The following is a 17705-nucleotide window of genomic DNA, read 5'->3' on the forward strand; positions in this document are numbered from 1 at the left end:
ACGGCGATAGGCTCGCAGTCGAGGCCACCCCGGGGACCTGTGATCCTGCCTTCACCCCATCCCGAGAGGAACTGCGTTGACCGAGAAGTCCGCCCTGCCCGCCACGCTCGACTGGAGCGACATCGACGACAAGGCCGTCGACACCGCCCGCGTGCTGGCCATGGACGCAGTGCAGAAGGTCGGCAACGGCCACCCCGGCACGGCCATGAGCCTGGCCCCTGCGGCCTACCTGCTCTTCCAGAAGGTGATGCGCCACGACCCGGCGGACCCCGAGTGGGTCGCCCGCGACCGCTTCGTTTTGTCGTGCGGGCACTCCAGCATCACCCTCTACACCCAGCTCTTCCTCGGCGGCTTCGGCCTCGAGCTCGACGACCTCAAGGCGCTGCGCACCTGGGGCTCGAAGACGCCCGGCCACCCCGAGCTCGGCCACACCGCGGGTGTCGAGGTGACGACCGGCCCGCTCGGCCAGGGCGTCGGCAACGCCGTCGGCATGGCCCTGTCGGGACGTCGCGTGCACGGGCTGCTGGACCCCGGTGCCGCGCCCGGCGAGAGCCTGTTCGACCACTACGTCTACGCCCTCGCCTCCGACGGCGATCTCCAGGAGGGCGTGAGCTCCGAGGCCAGCTCGATCGCCGGCACCCAGAAGCTCGGCAACCTGACGGTCATCTACGACCGCAACCGCATCTCCATCGAGGGCGACACCGACATCGCCTTCACCGAGGACGTCGCCGCGCGCTACGCCGCCTACGGCTGGGACGTGCGCGTGGTCGACTGGACCAACGGTGGCACCGAGTACGTCGAGGACGTCGAGGCGCTCTACACCGCGATCCGCGAGGGCCGCGAGGTCCTCGACCGGCCGACGCTCATCGTCCTCGACACGATCATCGCCTGGCCCGCCCCCAACGCGCAGGGCACCGAGGCAGCGCACGGCAGCGCGCTGGGCGCCGAGGAGGTCGCCGCGACCAAGCAGGTGCTGGGCTTCGACCCCGAGAAGACCTTCGAGATCCCGTCGGGCGTCCTCGAGCACACCCGGCAGCTGCGCGAGCGCGGCGCCGCCTGGGGTGCCGAGTGGGACGAGGCGTACGCCGCCTGGTCCGGCGCCAACGCCGAGGCCGCCGAGCTGCTCCACCGGCTCAAGCGCCGCGAGCTGCCCGTCGACCTCGCCGACGCGATGCCGTCCTTCGACGCCGACGCCAAGGGCGTCGCGACCCGCTCCGCCTCCGGCAAGGTGATCAACGCGCTCGCGCCGGTGCTGCCCGAGCTCTGGGGCGGCTCCGCCGACCTCGCCGGCTCCAACAACACCACGATCACCAGCGCGCCGTCGGTCGGGCCCGAGGTCGCCGAGGTGGGCGAGTGGAGCACCGACCCCTACGCCGGCCGCGTGCTGCACTTCGGCATCCGCGAGCACGGCATGGGCGCGATCATGAACGGCATCGCGGCGGACCGCCTGACGCGCGTCTTCGGCGGCACCTTCCTCACCTTCTCCGACTACATGCGCGGCTCGGTCCGGGTGGCGGCGCTCAGCCGGCTGCCGGTCACCTACGTCTGGACCCACGACTCCATCGGGCTCGGCGAGGACGGCCCGACCCACCAGCCGATCGAGCACCTCGCCGCGCTGCGGGCGATGCCCGGCCTCGACGTCGTACGCCCGGCGGACGCCAACGAGACCGTCGCCGCGTGGCAGGCCATCCTCGGCCACACCGACCGGCCCGCGGCCCTGGCGCTCACCCGGCAGAACGTCCCGGTCTTCCCCCGCGGCGACGACGCCGACAGCGGGAAGCGCTGGGGCTCGACCGAGGGCGTCGCGCGGGGCGCCTACGTGCTCCTCGACTCCGAGAAGGCGACGCCCGACGTCATCCTCATCGGCACCGGTTCCGAGGTCCAGCTCGCCGTCGAGGCGCGCGAGCTCCTCGCCGCCGACGACATCGACGCGCGCGTGGTGTCGATGCCGTGCCTCGAGTGGTTCGAGGCCCAGGACGAGGCCTACCGCGACATGGTTCTGCCGCCCACCGTCAAGGCACGCGTCTCGGTCGAGGCGGGTGTCCGCCAGGGCTGGCGCGAGATCGTCGGCGACAACGGCCGCATCGTCTCGATCGACCACTACGGCGCCTCGGCCGACTACGCGCGCATCTACACCGAGTTCGGCATGACCGGGCAGGCCGTCGCCGACGCCGCACGCGACAGCGTCGCCGTCGTCCGCGCCTGACCACGGCCGACCCGGACCACCAGACCACTTCCACGGGAGGAATCGCATGAACGACCGCCTCAAGGCCCTGGCCGACGCCGGGGTGTCCATCTGGCTCGACGACCTGTCCCGCGAGCGCCTCGAGACCGGCAACCTCGCCGAGCTCGTCCAGAGCAGCCACGTCGTCGGGGTCACCTCCAACCCGGCGATCTTCCAGGCCGCGCTGGCCGACGGCGAGCGCTACGACCCGCAGGTCCGTGAGCTCGCCGCCCAGGGGGCCGATGTCGACCGGGCGACGCTGGTGATCACGACCGACGACGTGAGAGAGGCCTGCAAGGTCATGCGCCCGGTGTTCGACGCCACCGACGGCGTCGACGGCCGCGTCTCGATCGAGGTGTCCCCCGGCTTCGCCCACGACACCGAGCAGACCGTCAAGGAGGCTGCGATCCTCTACGAGACCGTGGACGAGCCCAACGTGATGATCAAGATCCCCGGCACCGAGGAGGGCTGGCCGGCCATCACCGAGACGATCGCCGCCGGCATCTCCGTCAACGTGACGCTGATCTTCGGTCTCGAGCAGTACCGCAACGTGATGGAGGCCTACGTCTCCGGCCTCGAGAAGGCCGCCGACAATGGCCACGAGCTCGCCGACATCCACTCGGTCGCCTCGTTCTTCGTCTCGCGCGTCGACTCCGAGATCGACAAGCGGCTCGAGGCGACCACCGACGGACCGGGCACCGACGCGGCGCTGCGCGGCAAGGCCGGCGTGGCCAACGCCCGGCTCGCGTTCAAGATGTACGAGGAGTTCTTCACCGGCGAGCGCTGGGAGGCGCTCGCGGCCAAGGGCGCGCGCAAGCAGCGTCCGCTGTGGGCCTCGACCGGGGTGAAGAACCCCGACTACGACGACACGATGTACGTCGTCGACCTCGTGGTGGAGGACACCGTCAACACCATGCCGGAGAAGACCCTGGACGCCGTCGCCGACCACGGCGAGGTGCGCGGTGACCGCGTACGCCCGTTCTACGACGACGCCGCCGCGCACATGCAGGCGCTGGCCGACGCGGGCATCGACTACGACGACGTGATCGAGGTCCTCATCAAGGAGGGCGTCGACAAGTTCGTCGTGGCGTGGGACGAGCTGCAGACCACCCTGGCGGCGTCGCTCGAGGCCGCACGGGCATGACGGCGGGCGGGCCGGTCGATCCCACGACCACAGCAGCGTGGGCCGAGCTGGCCCGCCTTTCCGACGGCTACACGCTCGACCTCCGCTCCGCGCTCACCGCGGAGCGGGTCGAGCAGCAGACCCTCGCGGCCGGTGACCTGCACGTCGACCTGTCGAAGAACCTGTTCGACGGCGACGTCGAGACCGCCCTGCTCGCGCTGGCCGAGCAGGTCGGGCTCGACGACCGACGCCGCGCCATGTTCGCCGGCGAGCCCATCAACGTCACCGAGGACCGCGCCGTGCTGCACACCGCACTGCGGTTGCCGGCCGACGCGTCGCTGACGGTGGACGGGCAGGACGTCGTCGCCGACGTGCACGAGGTGCTCGACCGCGCGTACGCCTTCGCGGAGCGAGTGCGCTCCGGTGCGTGGACCGGCGTCACCGGCAAGCGGATCGCGACCGTGGTCAACATCGGCATCGGTGGCTCGGACCTCGGGCCCGTGATGGCCTACGAGGCGCTCGAGCCCTACCGCCAGGACGGGCTGACCTGCCGCTTCATCAGCAACATCGACCCGACCGACGCCGCGCAGAAGCTGTCGGGCCTCGACCCGGAGACCACGCTGTTCATCGTCTCCAGCAAGACGTTCGGCACCCTCGAGACCCTCACCAACGCGCGCCTGTGCAAGGCCTGGCTGCTCGAGCACCTGCCGTCGGGCAGCGATCCGGGGGCCGCGGTCGCGCGGCACTTCGTGGCCGTGTCCACCGCGCTCGACAAGGTCGCCGACTTCGGCATCGACACCGACAACGCCTTCGGCTTCTGGGACTGGGTCGGCGGCCGCTACTCCGTCGACTCCGCCATCGGCCTGTCCCTCGTCATCGCCATCGGGCCCGACCGGTTCGCCGAGCTGCTCGCGGGCTTCCACACGATGGACGAGCACTTCCGCACGGCGCCCGCCGCCGCCAACGTCCCACTCCGGATGGGGCTGCTCAACGTCTGGTACGCCAACTTCCTCGGCGCCCACACCCACGCCGTCCTGCCCTACGCCCAGCTGCTGCACCGGTTCCCGGCCTACCTCCAGCAGCTGACGATGGAGTCCAACGGCAAGGGCGTGCGCTGGGACGGCACCGCCGTCGCGTACGACACCGGCGAGGTCTTCTGGGGCGAGCCCGGCACCAACGGGCAGCACGCCTTCTACCAGCTGATCCACCAGGGCACCCGGCTGGTGCCTGCCGACTTCATCGCCTTCGCGCGCCCGGCGTACGCCCTCTCCGACGGCGACACCGACGTGCACGAGCTGTTCCTGGCCAACTTCTTCGCGCAGACCAAGGCCCTCGCGTTCGGGAAGACGGCCGACGAGGTGCGTGCGGAGGGCGTGGCCGAGGAGCTCGTCACGGCGCGCACCTTCCCGGGCAACCGTCCGACGACCTCGATCATGGCGCCGGCGCTGACGCCGTCGGTGCTCGGGCAGCTCGTCGCCCTCTACGAGCACATCACGTTCGTCGAGGGCGCCGTCTGGGGCATCGACAGCTTCGACCAGTGGGGCGTCGAGCTCGGCAAGCAGCTCGCCCAGCAGCTCGGTCCCGCCGTCTCGGGCGACGCCGGCGTCCTGGCCGAGCAGGACGCGTCGACGCAGTCGCTCATCACGTACTACCAGGAGAACCGAGACCGATGACCTACACCAACCCGCTCCGGGACCCGCAGGACCGGCGGCTGCCCCGCATCGCCGGACCCTGCGGGATGGTGCTGTTCGGCGTCACCGGCGACCTGTCGCGCAAGAAGGTCATGCCGGCCATCTACGACCTCGCGAACCGCGGCCTGCTGCCGCCGGGCTTCAGCCTCATCGGCTTCGCCCGGCGCGACTGGGCCGACCAGGACTTCGCGCAGATCGTCCACGACGCCGTCAAGGAGCACGCGCGTACGCCGTTCCGCGAGGAGGTCTGGAACCAGCTGTCCGAGGGCTTCCGCTTCGTGCCCGGCAACTTCGACGACGACGAGGCCTTCGACCAGCTGCGCCGGACGGTCGAGGAGCTGGACCAGAAGCGTGGCACCGGCGGCAACATGGCGTTCTACCTCGCCATCCCCCCGGGCTTCTTCGGCACGGTGGTGGGCCAGCTCAAGGAGCACGGGCTCGCCGACCCGGGCCCGGACCAGTGGCGCCGAGTGGTGGTCGAGAAGCCGTTCGGCCACGACCTCGAGTCCGCCCGCGAGCTCAACGAGACCCTGGCGGGCGTCTTCCCGTCGGGGTCGGTGTTCCGGATCGACCACTATCTCGGCAAGGAGACGGTCCAGAACATCCTGGCGATGCGCTTCGCCAACAACATGTTCGAGCCCATCTGGAACTCCAACTACGTCGACCACGTGCAGATCACGATGGCCGAGGACATCGGCATCGGCGGCCGTGCCGGCTACTACGACGGCATCGGCGCCGCGCGTGACGTCATCCAGAACCACCTCCTGCAGCTGATGGCGCTCGTCGCGATGGAGGAGCCGGTGGCGTTCGACGCCGAGAGCCTGCGGATCGAGAAGCAGAAGGTGCTCGCCTCCGCCACGCTCCCGCCGCGGCTCGACCTCACGACCGCACGCGGGCAGTACATGCCCGGCTGGGCCGGGGGCGAGAAGGTCATCGGCTTCCTCGAGGAGGAGGGCATCAAGAAGACCTCCACGACCGAGACCTTCGCCGCGATCACGGTCAACGTCGAGACCCGGCGCTGGGCCGGAGTGCCGTTCTACCTGCGCACCGGCAAGCGGCTGGGCCGCCGGGTCACCGAGGTCGCCGTCGTGTTCAAGCGCGCGCCGCACCTGCCGTTCACCTCCACCGCCACCGAGGACCTCACCCAGAACGCCCTGGTCATCCGGGTGCAGCCCGACGAGGGCATGACGATGCGGTTCGGCTCCAAGGTCCCCGGCACCGCCATGGAGATCCGCGACGTCAACATGGACTTCGCCTACGGCGGCTCCTTCACCGAGGCGAGCGCCGAGGCCTACGAGCGGCTCATCCTCGACGTCCTGCTCGGCGACCCGCCCCTCTTCCCCCGGCACGAGGAGGTCGAGCTGTCCTGGCAGATCCTCGACCCCGTGATCCAGCACTGGGCGCGCAAGGGCACGCCGGAGCCCTACGACTCGGGCACGTGGGGCCCGGAGTCCGCCGACAAGATGCTCGCCCGCGCGGGCCGTACGTGGAGGAGGCCGTGACGATGACCTCACCCCACGCTGTTCCCAGCCTCCCCCGCTTCGCTCCTCCGCCCGCCACCACCGAGGGAACCCCGAGATGATCGAGCTCACCGACACCAACGCGTCGAAGATCGCCGCCGAGTTCGTCAGGGCGCGCACCCGGGCCGGGAGCCCGGCGATGGGCATGGTGATGACGCTGGTCATCGTCGCGCCCGAGGAGGACGCCGCCGAGGCGATGCTGGCCGCCAAGCGCGCCTCCCGCGAGCACCCCTCGCGCGTCCTCGGCGTGATCCTCGGCGACGCCCGCGGGGCGGCCCAGGTCAACGCCCAGGTCGGCAGCGGCGACGGCTGGGGCGGTGAGACCGCCCTCATCCGGCTCAAGGGCGAGGTGGTCAAGCACGCCGAGTCCGTGGTGCTGCCGCTGCTGCTGCCCGACTCCCCCGTCGCCATCTGGTGGCCGACGTCGGCCCCGGCCGACCCGGCGTCCGACCCGCTCGGCGCCCTCGCCCAGCGGCGGATCACCGACTCCGCCTCGGTGTCGCGGGGCAAGTCGACCGCGATGCGCACGCAGTGCGAGGCGTACGCCCCCGGCAACACCGACCTGAGCTGGACCCGCCTGACCCCGTGGCGCGCGCTGCTCGCGGCCGCGCTCGACCAGCACCCGCTCAAGGTCACCGGCGCCAAGGTGACCGCCGAGCGGATCAGCCCGAGCGCCGACCTGCTCGTGGCCTGGCTCGCCGACCGGCTCAAGGTCGAGGTGACCCGGGGCAGCTCGGACGGCCCCGGCATCACGGAGGTCTCGATGGACACCAAGGAGGGCCCGATCCGCATCTCGCGCGCCGACGGACGACTTGCCACGTTCTCGTCGCCGAACCGTCCCGACCGCCCGGTCGCGCTCAAGCGGCGCGAGGTGCCGGCCCTGCTGTCGGAGGAGCTGCGCCGCCTCGACGAGGACGACGTCTACGCCGAGGTCGCCTCGCGCCTCGTGACGCTGAAGAGGTCGAAGTGAACGCCGCTGCGGAGGTCCGCCGCCACGACGACGCCGACGTGCTCGTCGGCGACGTCGCCTCGGCGCTGCTCGACCGGATCGAGTCCGCCCAGGCCCGCGGCGAGGTGCCGCACATCGGCCTCACCGGCGGCAGCATCGCCGAGGACCTGCACCGCGAGCTCGCCCGCCGTGCCCCCGACTCGTCGGTCGACTGGTCGCGCATCGTCTTCTGGTGGGGCGACGAGCGGTTCGTCGCCTCGGACTCCCCCGACCGCAACGCGCTGCAGGCCCGCGAGGCCCTGCTCGACCACGTGGCGGTCGATCCCGCGCACGTGCACGCCGTCCCCGGCAGCGACGAGGTCGCCACCGCGGAGGAGGCGGCCGAGGCCTACAGCGCGACCATGCGCTCGGAGGGCGCAGGCTTCTTCGAGGTCCTGATGCTCGGCATCGGCCCCGACGGGCACTGCGCCTCCCTCTTCCCCGGCCACCCGGCGCTCGAGGCCCGTGACGCCATCGCCGTCGCCGTGCACGACTCCCCCAAGCCGCCGCCGGACCGCGTCACCCTCACGTTCGAGGCGATGGAGCGCTGCCGTGCGGTGTGGTTCATCGCGAGCGGAGCGGGCAAGGCCGAGGCCGTCGCGCGCGCCCTGGCCGACGAGGGGACCGTCGCCGAGACGCCCGCCCGGGGCGTACGCGGTGACGAGACGGTGTGGTGGCTCGACGAGGACGCCGCGTCGGCGCTCTGACCACGAGGCGCGGTCAGCGCAGGGAGGCGTCGAGCTCGGACATCAGCCGGGCGACCCGGCTGCGCCCGGCCGGTGCGGCGGGGTAGCGGCTGAGCACGTCGCGGACGACCGCGCCCGCGCGCGAGCTCGCTGACGCGAGGACCTCGGCGGCGGCAGCCTCCCCCGCCAGCAGCTCGGCGATCCGCGCCTCCGACGCCGTGGCGCGCAGGACGTGGCCGACCTGCGTCGCCCGCGCGATCGGGTGGAGGTACGCCGCCGACGCCGCGTCGCCGCAGGCCCGGGCCGCGAGTCGGGCGGCCTCGTCCGTCGCCTCGCGCGCTGCCCGATGGGCGTCGAGCGAGGTCACGCGCTGCAGGCGCGACCGGGCCGCACCGGCGACGAAGACCCGTGCCGCGTCGAGCGCGGCGCGAGGGCGTACGTCGTCGGGGTGCGCACGCTCGAAGACCGGCAGCACCGCTTCGGCACTGCCGACGACGAACGCCGCGACGGCACGGAGCTCGTCCGTCGTGAGGTCGAAGTCGCCCGACCCCGCGCTCAGAAGATGATCTCGCCGGCCTTGCGACGGCTGCGCAGCAGCGCCACGGCCTCGTCGAGGATGTCGGCCGCCTCGGTCTCGCTGCGACGCTCCTTCACGTAGGCGAGGTGCGTCTTGTAGGGCTCGATCTTCGGCGCCGGCGGCGGGTTCTCGCTGTCCAGGCTGGCCGGGAGGCCGCACTTGGGGCAGTCCCACGAGTCCGGCACGGAGGCCTCGATCGCGAACGTCACCACCGAGCGGTGGTCGTGACTGCAGAAGTAGGTGACGGTCTGCCGGGGAGCGGCTTCGCCGCGCTCCGCCTCACCCATGGGACCGGCTCCGACCCGACTACCGCGGATCGCGTTTCCACCACCAGCCACGAGGACTCCTTCGCATGAACCTTCAGAGGGGGATCAGTTGCCCTGGTAGGCCATCAGCAGGCCCAGGGCGACAATGCAGGCAAACCAGATGACGCCGACGCCGATCGTGAACCGGTCGAGGTTGCGCTCGGCGACCGACGACCCCCCCAAGCTGCTGGAGACGCCGCCACCGAACATGTCGGACAGGCCGCCACCGCGGCCCTTGTGGAGGAGCACCAGCAGGATCATGATCGCGCTCGTGATGACGAGCAGGACGGTGAAGAGCTGAATCACGGTCGGAAGCCTACGTCACGTCGGGTGGGAACCCGTGGGGGCCTCACAGCACGGGCATGTCGTAGAAACGGCAGATCCCGCCGAACTCGTCGACCTGCAGGCTCGCACCGCCGACGAGGCAGCCGTCCACGTCCGCCTTCTCCATGATCCCGGCGACGTTGGCGGCCTTGACCGACCCGCCGTAGAGGATCCGGAGACCGTCGGCGGCCGCGTCGCCGTGCACCGCGCGCACGCGCTCGCGGATGGCGGCGCAGACCTCCTGCGCGTCGTCCGGGGTCGCCACCTCGCCGGTGCCGATGGCCCACACGGGCTCGTAGGCGACGACGAGACCGGCGACCTGCTCGGCGGTGAAGCCGTCGAGCGAGCCCTCGACCTGCGTGAGCGTGAACGGGACGTGCTCGCCGGCCTGGCGCACGTCGAGACCCTCGCCGACGCACACGATGGGCGTCATGCCGGCCTGCAGGGCCTTGTGGGCCTTGGCGTTGACCAGCTCGTCGGACTCGTTGTGGTACATCCGGCGCTCGCTGTGGCCGACCACGACGTAGGAGCAGCCCAGCTTGGACAGCATGCCCGCGGTGATCTCACCGGTGTAGGCACCGCCGTCGTGCACGGAGATGTCCTGCGCGCCGTAGCGGATCGCGAGGCGGTCGCCGTCGACGAGCGTCTGGACCGAGCGGATGTCGGTGAACGGCGGCACCACGACGACCTCGACCTTGCCGAAGTCGTGGCGCTTGTCGGACAGCGTCCAGGCGAGCTTCTGGACCAGCACCACCGCTTCCTGGTGGTTGAGGTTGGCCTTCCAGTTGCCGGCCATCAGGGGTGTGCGCTTCTCAGCCACGGGTCAGTCCCTCTCGAGTACGGCGATGCCCGGGAGCTCCTTGCCCTCCAGGAACTCCAGCGACGCGCCACCGCCGGTGGAGATGTGGCCGAAGGCGGCCTCGTCGAAGCCCAGCTGTCGTACGGCTGCGGCCGAGTCGCCGCCGCCGACGACGGACAGGCCGTCGACCTTCGTCAACGCCTCGGCGACCGCGCGGGTGCCGGCGGCGAAGGCGTCGACCTCGAACACGCCCATCGGGCCGTTCCAGAACACCGTCCTGGCGTCGGCGAGCGCGGCTGCGAAGGCGGCTGCCGACTCGGGCCCGATGTCGAGACCGAGCGCGTCGGCGGGGATCTCGGACGCCGCGACCACGCGGGGCTCGGGCTGGCGATCACCCGACGGGAACGCGGTGTCCACGACGACGTCGCTGGGCAGCACGATCTCGACACCCCGGTCCGCCGCCTCGGTGAGGTAGCGGGTGCAGGTGTCGAGCTGGTCGGCCTCGAGCAGGCTCTTGCCGACCTCGTGGCCCTGGGCCTTGAGGAAGGTGAACACCATCCCGCCGCCGATGAGCAGCTTGTCGGCCTTGTCGATCAGGTTGTCGATCACGCCGAGCTTGTCGGAGACCTTGGACCCGCCGAGGACGACGACGTAGGGACGCTCGGGCTGCTCGGTGAGCCGGCGCAGCACGTCGACCTCGGCCGCGACCAGGCCGCCCATCGCGGACGGGAGCCGCAGCGCGACGTCGTACACGCTCGCCTGCTTGCGGTGGACGACGCCGAAGCCGTCGGAGACGAAGGCGTCCGCCAGCTGCGCGAGCTGGTCGGCGAACGCACCGCGCACGGCGTCGTCCTTGCTGGTCTCGCCGTCGTTGAAGCGGACGTTCTCCAGGACGGCGACGTCGCCGTCCTGGAGACCGGCCACGGTCTCCGTCGCACTCGCACCGACGGTGTCGGTGGCGAACGCCACCGGGCGCCCGAGCAGCTCGGAGAGCCGGCTCACCACCGGCTCGAGCGAGTACTTCGGGTCGGGCGAGCCGTCCGGGCGGCCCAGGTGGGCGGTGACGACCACCCGGGCGCCCGCGTCGGACAGCTGCTGGATGGTCGGCACGCTCGCGCGGATCCGGCCGTCGTCGGTGATGTCGGTACCGTCGAGGGGCACGTTGAGGTCCGAGCGGACCAGGACGCGCTTGCCGGTCAGGTCACCCAGCGAGGAGATGTCGGACATGGGTCAGAGCGAGGATCCGACGTGGGTGATCAGGTCGGCGAGGCGGTTGGAGTAGCCCCACTCGTTGTCGTACCAGCCGAGCACCTTGACCTGGTTGCCAATGACCTTGGTCAGCGGAGCGTCGAAGATGCAGGACGCCGGGTCGGTGACGATGTCGGTGGAGACGATCGGGTCGGTGGAGTACTTGAGGAAGCGACCGTCGGCGGCCGCCTTCACGATCTCGTTGACCTCGTCCACGCTGGTCTCGCGCGACGCCTCGAAAGTGAGGTCGGTGGCCGAGCCGGTGGGCACCGGGACGCGCATGGCGTAGCCGTCGAGCTTGCCCTTGAGCTCGGGGAGGACCAGGCCGATGGCCTTCGCGGCGCCGGTCGAGGTCGGGACCATGTTGAGGGCCGCGGCGCGGGCGCGACGCGGGTCCTTGTGGATGTTGTCCTGGAGGTTCTGGTCCGCGGTGTAGGCGTGGATCGTCGTCATCAGGCCCTTGTTGATGCCGAGGCCGTCGTTGAGGGCCTTGGCCATCGGCGCGAGGCAGTTGGTCGTGCAGGACGCGTTGGAGATGACGGTGTGCGCGGCCGGGTCGTAGAGCTCGTGGTTGACGCCCATCACGATGGTGATGTCCTCGTTGGAGGCGGGCGCCGAGATGATGACCTTCTTGGCGCCGGCGTCGACGTGGGCCTTGGCCTTGGTCGCGTCGGTGAAGAAGCCGGTGGACTCGACGACGACGTCGACGCCGAGGTCGCCCCAGCTGAGCGCGCTCGGGTCGCGCTCGGCGGACACGGCGATCTTCTGGTCGCCGACCACGATCGAGGTGTCGTCGCTCGAGACGTCGGCGTCGAGGCGGCCGAGGATCGAGTCGTACTTGAGCAGGTGGGCGAGCGAGGCGTTGTCGGTGAGGTCGTTGACCCCGACGATCTCGATGTCGGCGCCCGAGGCGCGGACGGCGCGGAAGAAGTTGCGCCCGATGCGGCCGAAGCCGTTGATGCCTACGCGAACAGTCATGGTGTTTGTCTCCTTCGAAGGGGCCTTCGGTGACCCCGTGGACGATCTGGCCTTTGGTGACCGGTTCCGACCCTATCGGTTGCCGGGAAGCCTCGAACCCGCAGTCTCCCGCGGTACGGACAGGTAACTTGGATCGTTCCAATCGGTGGGACGCCGGTCACATCCCGTGGTTGGACGGCAGATGAGCTCTGCGCCCGAGATCCGTGCTTCGAGGTGGAGATCTCCACCTCGAAGCAGGGCGGTCACCGGATGTCCGGGGACCGCCCGACCGACCCTCAGGCGTCCTCGGCGAGCATCTCCGGGGTGAGCGACGCCTCGGTGTCGGGGATGCCGAGCTCCTCGGCGCGCTTGTCGGCCATGGCGAGCAGGCGGCGGATCCGGCCGGCGATGGCGTCCTTGGTGAGGACCGGCTCGTGCAGCTGGCCGAGCTCCTCGAGCGAGGCCTGCTTGTGCTCGAGCCTCAGGTGGCCGGCCTGGCGCAGGTGGTCGGGGATCTCCTCGGCGAGGATCTCGAGCGCGCGCTCGACCCGGGCCCCGGCGGCGACGGCCGCGCGGGCGGAGCGGCGCAGGTTGGCGTCGTCGAAGTTGGCCAGCCGGTTGGCCGTGGCGCGCACCTCGCGGCGCATCCGTCGCTCCTCCCACGCCATGAGGGACTCGTGGGCGCCCAGTCGCGTGAGCAGCGCCCCGATGGCGTCGCCGTCGCGGATCACGACGCGGTCGACGCCGCGCACCTCGCGCGCCTTGGCGGAGATGCCGAGGCGGCGGGCCACGCCGACGATGGCGAGGGCGGCCTCGGGGCCGGGGCAGGTGATCTCGAGGGAGGACGACCGGCCGGGCTCGGTGAGCGAGCCGTGCGCGAGGAACGCGCCGCGCCAGGCGGCGACCGCGTCGCACCCGCCCCCGCTCACGACGGCGGGCGGCAGGCCGCGTACGGGTCGGCCGCGCTGGTCCAGCAACCCGGTCTGGCGGGCCAGGGCCTCGCCGTCCTTGGTCACCCGGACGATGTAGCGGCTGCCCTTGCGGATCCCGTTGCCCTGCACCATGACGACGTCGGAGGGGTGTCCGTAGACCTCGGAGATGTCCTTGCGGAGCCGGCGCGCGGCGGCGCCGGTGTCGAGCTCGGCCTCGACGACGATGCGCCCGCTCACGATGTGCAGGCCCCCGGCGAAGCGGAGCATCGACGCGACCTCGGCCTTGCGGCAGCAGGTCTTGGTGATCTGGGTGTTGGCGAGCTCCGCCTTCACCTGTGCCGTCATAGCCATGTGGCGAATCCTGCCATGCAGGTCAACGACCCTCGGACGGGTCCGCTCACACCCCGTCGACGATGCCTCGGAAGGCGTCGGCCAGCCGGTCGGGGTCGTGCCGCGGCTCCCCCGGGACGGCGATGTCGGCCACGACGAGCCGCGCACCGCGGTCGGTCACGGCACGGTCGAGCGCGGCACGGCCGTCGGCGTGGTCGCCGGCGATGGCCAGGGCGGTGGAGTCGACGAGGACGGAGTGGACGGTGAGGTCGGGCGCGTGCTCGAAGAGCGCCTCGAGGTGGTCGACGGGCCCGAACCCCGTGGTCTCCCCCGCCTGCGCCTCCAGGTTGAGCACGACGACCAGTCGTCCCTGCGTGTCGGCGAGCGCCTGGCGCAGGCCGGGCACCATGAGGTGCGGGATGACCGAGCTGAACCAGGAGCCCGGCCCGAGGACCACCCACTCGGCGGCGAGGATCGCGTCGACGGCCTCGGCGCACGCCTGCGGGTCCGCGGGGACGAGGGCCACGGACTCGATCTGGCCCGCGGTGGTGGCGACCTCGACCTGCCCGCTGACCACGGTCACCGCGTCGGGCGCCGCCGGGTCGGTGCCGCGCACCCGCGCGGTGATGTCCATCGGGGTGGTGGCCATCGGCAGCACCCGCCCGTGCGCGCCGAGCAGCCGACCGACCCAGTCGAGCGCGCGTACGTGGTCGCCCATCAGCTCCCAGAGGCCGACGATCAGGAGGTTGCCGACGACGTGACCGTTCATCTCGCCCTGGCCCGCGAAGCGGTGCTGGATGACGTCGGCCCAGGTGCGGCCCCACTCGTCGTCGCCGCACAGGGCGGCGAGCGCCATCCGGAGGTCGCCGGGGGGCAGTACGCCGAACTCGCCGCGCAGCCTGCCGGACGAGCCGCCGTTGTCGGCCACCGTGACGATCGCCGTCAGGTCGTCGATGGTGAGGTCGTCGTGCAGGCGGCGCAGCGCCGAGAGCGTGGCGTGCAGACCGTGCCCGCCCCCGAGGGCGACCGCGGCCTGCGCGGTGTCGCGCGCCACCTCACTCCCTGCCGAGGTCGCGGTGGGCGGTGCTGACGTCGTAGCCGGCGCTGCGCAGGCGCGCCGCGATCTCCTCGGTCGTCGCCACGCTGCGGTGCTTGCCGCCGGTGCACCCGACGGCGACCTGCATGAAGCGCTTGCCCTCGCGCAGGTAGCCCTCGGCGACCGTCGACAGGACCGGGAGGTACTGCTCGAGGAACTGCGCCGCGCCGGGTTGGGAGAGGACGAAGGCCGAGACCTCCGGGTCGCGACCGTTCTGGGGGCGCAGCTCGGGGACCCAGTGCGGGTTGGGGAGGAACCGCATGTCGGCCACCCAGTCGGCGTCGACGGGGATGCCGTACTTGAAGCCGAAGCTGATCACGGTGACCTTGAGCCGGGTCGACGCAGCCGTCCCGAAGAGCTCCGCGATCCGGTCCTGGAGCTGGTGGACGTTGAAGTTCGACGTGTCGAGCAGCACGTCGGCGTCACCCCGGATGTCGGCCATCACGTCGCGCTCGCGCCGGAGCCCGTGGAGCAGGCGGCCGCCGCCCTGGAGCGGGTGCGGGCGCCGGGCCGCCTCCTGCCGACGGACCAGCACGTCGTCGGTGGCCTCGAGGAACAGCAGCGTCGTCGGCCGCCCGGTGACCTGCTGGTGGCGGTTGGCCTGCAGGGAGTCGAAGAACGACCCGGACCGGACGTCGACGACCACCGCGATCGGCTGGTGGATCCCCCGGCTGTCGTCGACGAGGCGCACCACGTCGCGCACGAGGGTCGGCGGGAGGTTGTCGACCACGAAGTAGCCGAGGTCCTCCAGCTCCTTGGCGGCGGTGCTGCGGCCCGCACCGGTCATGCCGGTGACGATCACCAGCTCGCCGGGCGTCGCGTCGTCCGTCAGGGACATCACTCGTCCTCCATGATCTCGCCGGTGGCGGTGTTGACCGCCGGTGCCGTGGCGGCAGTCTTGCGGGTCGCGTCGGCCTTCGCGACCGCCTCCTTGATCGCCGTCGCCGTGCGCGGCCCGATGCCCGGTACGAGGGCGATCTGGTCGACCTCGGCCTCGCGGAGCTTCTTGAGGGAGCCGAAGTGCTTGAGGAGCGTCTTGCGGCGCACCTCGCCGAGGCCGGGCACGTCGTCGAGCGTGCTCTCCACCATCGACTTGGAGCGACGGTTGCGGTGGTGGGTGATCGCGAAGCGGTGCGCCTCGTCGCGGATGCGCTGGAGGAGGTAGAGCCCCTCGCTGGTGCGGGCCATGATCACCGGGTCCTCCTCCCCCGGCAGCCACACCTCCTCGAGCCGCTTGGCCAGGCCGCAGACGGGGACGTCGGTGACGCCGAGCTCGGCGAGCGCCTGCTGGGCGGCCGCGACCTGCGGCGGCCCGCCGTCGACGACGACGAGCGAGGGGGCGTACGCGAACTTCCGCGGGCGGCCCGTCTCCGGGTCGACGAGGAGGGGCCGCTGGGCGTCGTCCGGCTGGGCGTGCGAGGCCGAGGCACGCCCCGAGGTCCCCCGAGGAGCATCGTGGACCTCGACACTCCGGGCCTGCTCGTCGAGCAGCCGCTTGAACCGGCGGGTGATGACCTCGTGCATCGACGCGACGTCGTTCTGGCCGTCGACGCCGCGGATCACGAAGCGGCGGTACTCGGACTTGCGGGACAGCCCGTCCTCGAAGACGACCATCGACGCGACGACCTCGGTGCCCTGGAGGTTGGAGACGTCGTAGCACTCGATGCGCAGCGGCACCTCGTCGAGCGTGAGCGCCTGCTGGATCTCCTCGAGCGCCCGGTTGCGGGTCGTGAGGTCGCTGGCGCGCTTGGTCTTGTGGAGCGCGAGGGCCTGGGCGGCGTTGGTCGCGACCGTCTCCTGCAGGTCCTTCTTGTCCCCGCGCTGGGGCACCCGGATCGCGACCTTGCTGCCGCGCCGCTCGGTGAGCAGCTCCTCGAGCACGTCGTGGTCGGGCGGCAGCGCCGGGACCAGCACCTCGCGCGGGATGCTCTCTCCCCCCTCGTCAGCACTGACGCCGCCGTAGAGCTGCAGGAGGAAGTCCTGCACCAGCTCGGGCGTACCGCCCTCGTCGGTGCGGTCGGCGACCCAGCCGCGCTGCCCACGGATCCGGCCGCCGCGGACGTAGAAGATCTGGACGGCCACCTCGAGCGGGTCCTCCGCCAGGGCGATCACGTCGGCGTCGGCGCCGTCCCCGAGGACGACGGCCTGCTTCTCCAGTGCCCGCTCCATCGCTCCGAGGTCGTCGCGCAGCCGGGCGGCCTTCTCGAAGTCGAGCGCCTCGCTGGCGGCGTACATCTCCTTGCGGATGCGCGCCATGAACGGCTTGGTCTGGCCGCCCATGAAGTCGCAGAAGTCGTCGACGATCCGGCGGTGCTCCTCCTCGCTGACGTTGCCGACGCACGGCGCGGAGCACTTGTCGATGTAGCCCAGCAGGCAGGGCCGGCCGATCTGGCTGGACCGCTTGAAGACGCCGTTGGAGCACGAGCGCATCGGGAAGACGCGGAGCAGGATGTCGACGGTCTCGCGGATCGCCCACGCATGGCTGTAGGGGCCGAAGTAGCGGGTGCCCTTGCGCTTGGCGCCGCGGCCGACCATCACCCGCGGGAACTCGTCGCCGACAGTCACCGCGAGCCACGGGTAGGACTTGTCGTCGCGGTACTTGACGTTGAAGCGCGGATCGAACTCCTTGATCCAGCTGTACTCGAGCTGGAGCGCCTCGACCTCGGTGTCGACGACGGTCCACTCGACGCTGGCGCCGGTGGTGACCATCGTGGCCGTGCGGGGGTGCAGGTTGGCGATGTCCTGGAAGTAGGACGACAGCCGCGGACGCAGGCTCTTGGCCTTGCCGACGTAGATCACGCGGCCCTTGGCGTCGCGGAAGCGGTAGACGCCCGGCTTGGTGGGGATCGACCCGGGAGCGGGTCGATAGGAGCTCGGCGTGGCCACCCGACAACCCTACGGGCGG

Annotated in this window: 16 protein-coding genes; 6 read left to right on the forward strand and 10 right to left on the reverse strand. The window is 71.5% G+C overall.

Annotated features, from left to right (window positions below; translation table 11 throughout):
* The first annotated feature begins 76 nt into the window (after positions 1-76).
* From tkt to pgl, 6 genes are all read left to right on the forward strand, one after another.
* Entirely contained in the window at positions 77-2206 is a 2130-nt protein-coding gene (tkt, locus tag F4692_RS17155; protein ID WP_179620942.1) for a transketolase, read from the forward strand.
* Positions 2207-2252: 46 nt separating this feature from the next.
* On the forward strand, positions 2253-3368 hold the full coding sequence (gene tal / locus F4692_RS17160) for a transaldolase (RefSeq protein ID WP_179620943.1): 1116 nt from the start codon (positions 2253-2255) through the stop codon (positions 3366-3368).
* Positions 3365-5020: a glucose-6-phosphate isomerase gene (pgi, locus tag F4692_RS17165; RefSeq protein WP_179620944.1), complete on the forward strand. Its 1656-nt coding sequence runs from the start codon at positions 3365-3367 to the stop codon at positions 5018-5020. Before tal ends, pgi begins: the two co-directional genes overlap by 4 nt.
* Positions 5017-6540, forward strand: a complete 1524-nt coding sequence (zwf, locus tag F4692_RS17170; protein WP_179620945.1) for a glucose-6-phosphate dehydrogenase — start codon at positions 5017-5019, stop codon at positions 6538-6540. The genes pgi and zwf overlap by 4 nt, the downstream gene beginning before the upstream one ends.
* Before the next feature lie 76 nt (positions 6541-6616).
* A complete protein-coding gene (locus F4692_RS17175) occupies positions 6617-7528 on the forward strand; it encodes a glucose-6-phosphate dehydrogenase assembly protein OpcA (protein ID WP_179620946.1) in 912 nt (303 codons plus the stop codon).
* Complete coding sequence (pgl, locus tag F4692_RS17180) at positions 7525-8253, forward strand: 6-phosphogluconolactonase (RefSeq protein WP_179620947.1); 729 nt, start codon at positions 7525-7527, stop codon at positions 8251-8253. Before F4692_RS17175 ends, pgl begins: the two co-directional genes overlap by 4 nt.
* Before the next feature lie 13 nt (positions 8254-8266).
* On the opposite strand, the gene F4692_RS17185 is transcribed toward pgl, so the two are convergent.
* The 10 genes from F4692_RS17185 to uvrC all read right to left on the reverse strand — a co-directional run bounded on the left by F4692_RS17185 (position 8267) and on the right by uvrC (position 17686).
* Positions 8267-8791, reverse strand: coding sequence for a putative immunity protein (locus F4692_RS17185; RefSeq protein WP_179621141.1), 525 nt, complete (start codon positions 8789-8791; stop codon positions 8267-8269).
* Positions 8788-9147, reverse strand: a complete 360-nt coding sequence (locus F4692_RS17190) for an RNA polymerase-binding protein RbpA (RefSeq protein WP_179620948.1) — start codon at positions 9145-9147, stop codon at positions 8788-8790. Before F4692_RS17190 ends, F4692_RS17185 begins: the two co-directional genes overlap by 4 nt.
* A 33-nt stretch (positions 9148-9180) precedes the next feature.
* Positions 9181-9420, reverse strand: a complete 240-nt coding sequence (gene secG, locus F4692_RS17195; protein WP_179620949.1) for a preprotein translocase subunit SecG — start codon at positions 9418-9420, stop codon at positions 9181-9183.
* Between the two features lie 43 nt (positions 9421-9463).
* A complete protein-coding gene (tpiA, locus tag F4692_RS17200; protein WP_218858745.1) occupies positions 9464-10234 on the reverse strand; it encodes a triose-phosphate isomerase in 771 nt (256 codons plus the stop codon).
* A 27-nt stretch (positions 10235-10261) separates the two neighbouring features.
* A complete protein-coding gene (locus tag F4692_RS17205; protein WP_179620951.1) occupies positions 10262-11464 on the reverse strand; it encodes a phosphoglycerate kinase in 1203 nt (400 codons plus the stop codon).
* A 3-nt stretch (positions 11465-11467) separates the two neighbouring features.
* Positions 11468-12463 (reverse strand): type I glyceraldehyde-3-phosphate dehydrogenase, encoded by a 996-nt coding sequence (gap, locus tag F4692_RS17210; protein WP_179620952.1) that lies wholly within the window; start codon positions 12461-12463, stop codon positions 11468-11470.
* A 275-nt stretch (positions 12464-12738) separates the two neighbouring features.
* The gene (gene whiA / locus F4692_RS17215; RefSeq protein ID WP_179620953.1) at positions 12739-13725 is read right to left on the reverse strand and encodes a DNA-binding protein WhiA; all 987 of its coding nucleotides are present in this window, start codon (positions 13723-13725) and stop codon (positions 12739-12741) included.
* A gap of 46 nt (positions 13726-13771) precedes the next feature.
* Positions 13772-14758 carry a gluconeogenesis factor YvcK family protein gene (locus F4692_RS17220; RefSeq protein ID WP_179620954.1) on the reverse strand — a complete coding sequence of 329 codons (987 nt, stop codon included), beginning with the start codon at positions 14756-14758 and terminating at the stop codon, positions 13772-13774.
* Between the two features lies 1 nt (position 14759).
* The gene (gene rapZ, locus F4692_RS17225; protein ID WP_179620955.1) at positions 14760-15638 is read right to left on the reverse strand and encodes an RNase adapter RapZ; all 879 of its coding nucleotides are present in this window, start codon (positions 15636-15638) and stop codon (positions 14760-14762) included.
* On the reverse strand, positions 15638-17686 hold the full coding sequence (gene uvrC, locus F4692_RS17230; protein WP_179620956.1) for an excinuclease ABC subunit UvrC: 2049 nt from the start codon (positions 17684-17686) through the stop codon (positions 15638-15640). The genes rapZ and uvrC overlap by 1 nt, the downstream gene beginning before the upstream one ends.
* Positions 17687-17705: the final 19 nt, after the last annotated feature.

The organism is Nocardioides cavernae, assembly GCF_013410035.1.
Classification (GTDB): Bacteria; Actinomycetota; Actinomycetes; order Propionibacteriales; family Nocardioidaceae; genus Nocardioides; species Nocardioides cavernae_A.

Coding starts and splice junctions, on each gene's coding strand:
- F4692_RS17175 (WP_179620946.1), top strand. CDS start 6,617: ATGATCGAGCTCACCGACACCAACGCGTCGAAGATCGCCGCCGAGTTC.
- gap (WP_179620952.1), bottom strand. CDS start 12,463: ATGACTGTTCGCGTAGGCATCAACGGCTTCGGCCGCATCGGGCGCAAC.
- rapZ (WP_179620955.1), bottom strand. CDS start 15,638: ATGTCCCTGACGGACGACGCGACGCCCGGCGAGCTGGTGATCGTCACC.
- tpiA (WP_218858745.1), bottom strand. CDS start 10,234: ATGGCCGGCAACTGGAAGGCCAACCTCAACCACCAGGAAGCGGTGGTG.
- F4692_RS17205 (WP_179620951.1), bottom strand. CDS start 11,464: ATGTCCGACATCTCCTCGCTGGGTGACCTGACCGGCAAGCGCGTCCTG.
- whiA (WP_179620953.1), bottom strand. CDS start 13,725: ATGGCTATGACGGCACAGGTGAAGGCGGAGCTCGCCAACACCCAGATC.
- pgi (WP_179620944.1), top strand. CDS start 3,365: ATGACGGCGGGCGGGCCGGTCGATCCCACGACCACAGCAGCGTGGGCC.
- zwf (WP_179620945.1), top strand. CDS start 5,017: ATGACCTACACCAACCCGCTCCGGGACCCGCAGGACCGGCGGCTGCCC.
- tal (WP_179620943.1), top strand. CDS start 2,253: ATGAACGACCGCCTCAAGGCCCTGGCCGACGCCGGGGTGTCCATCTGG.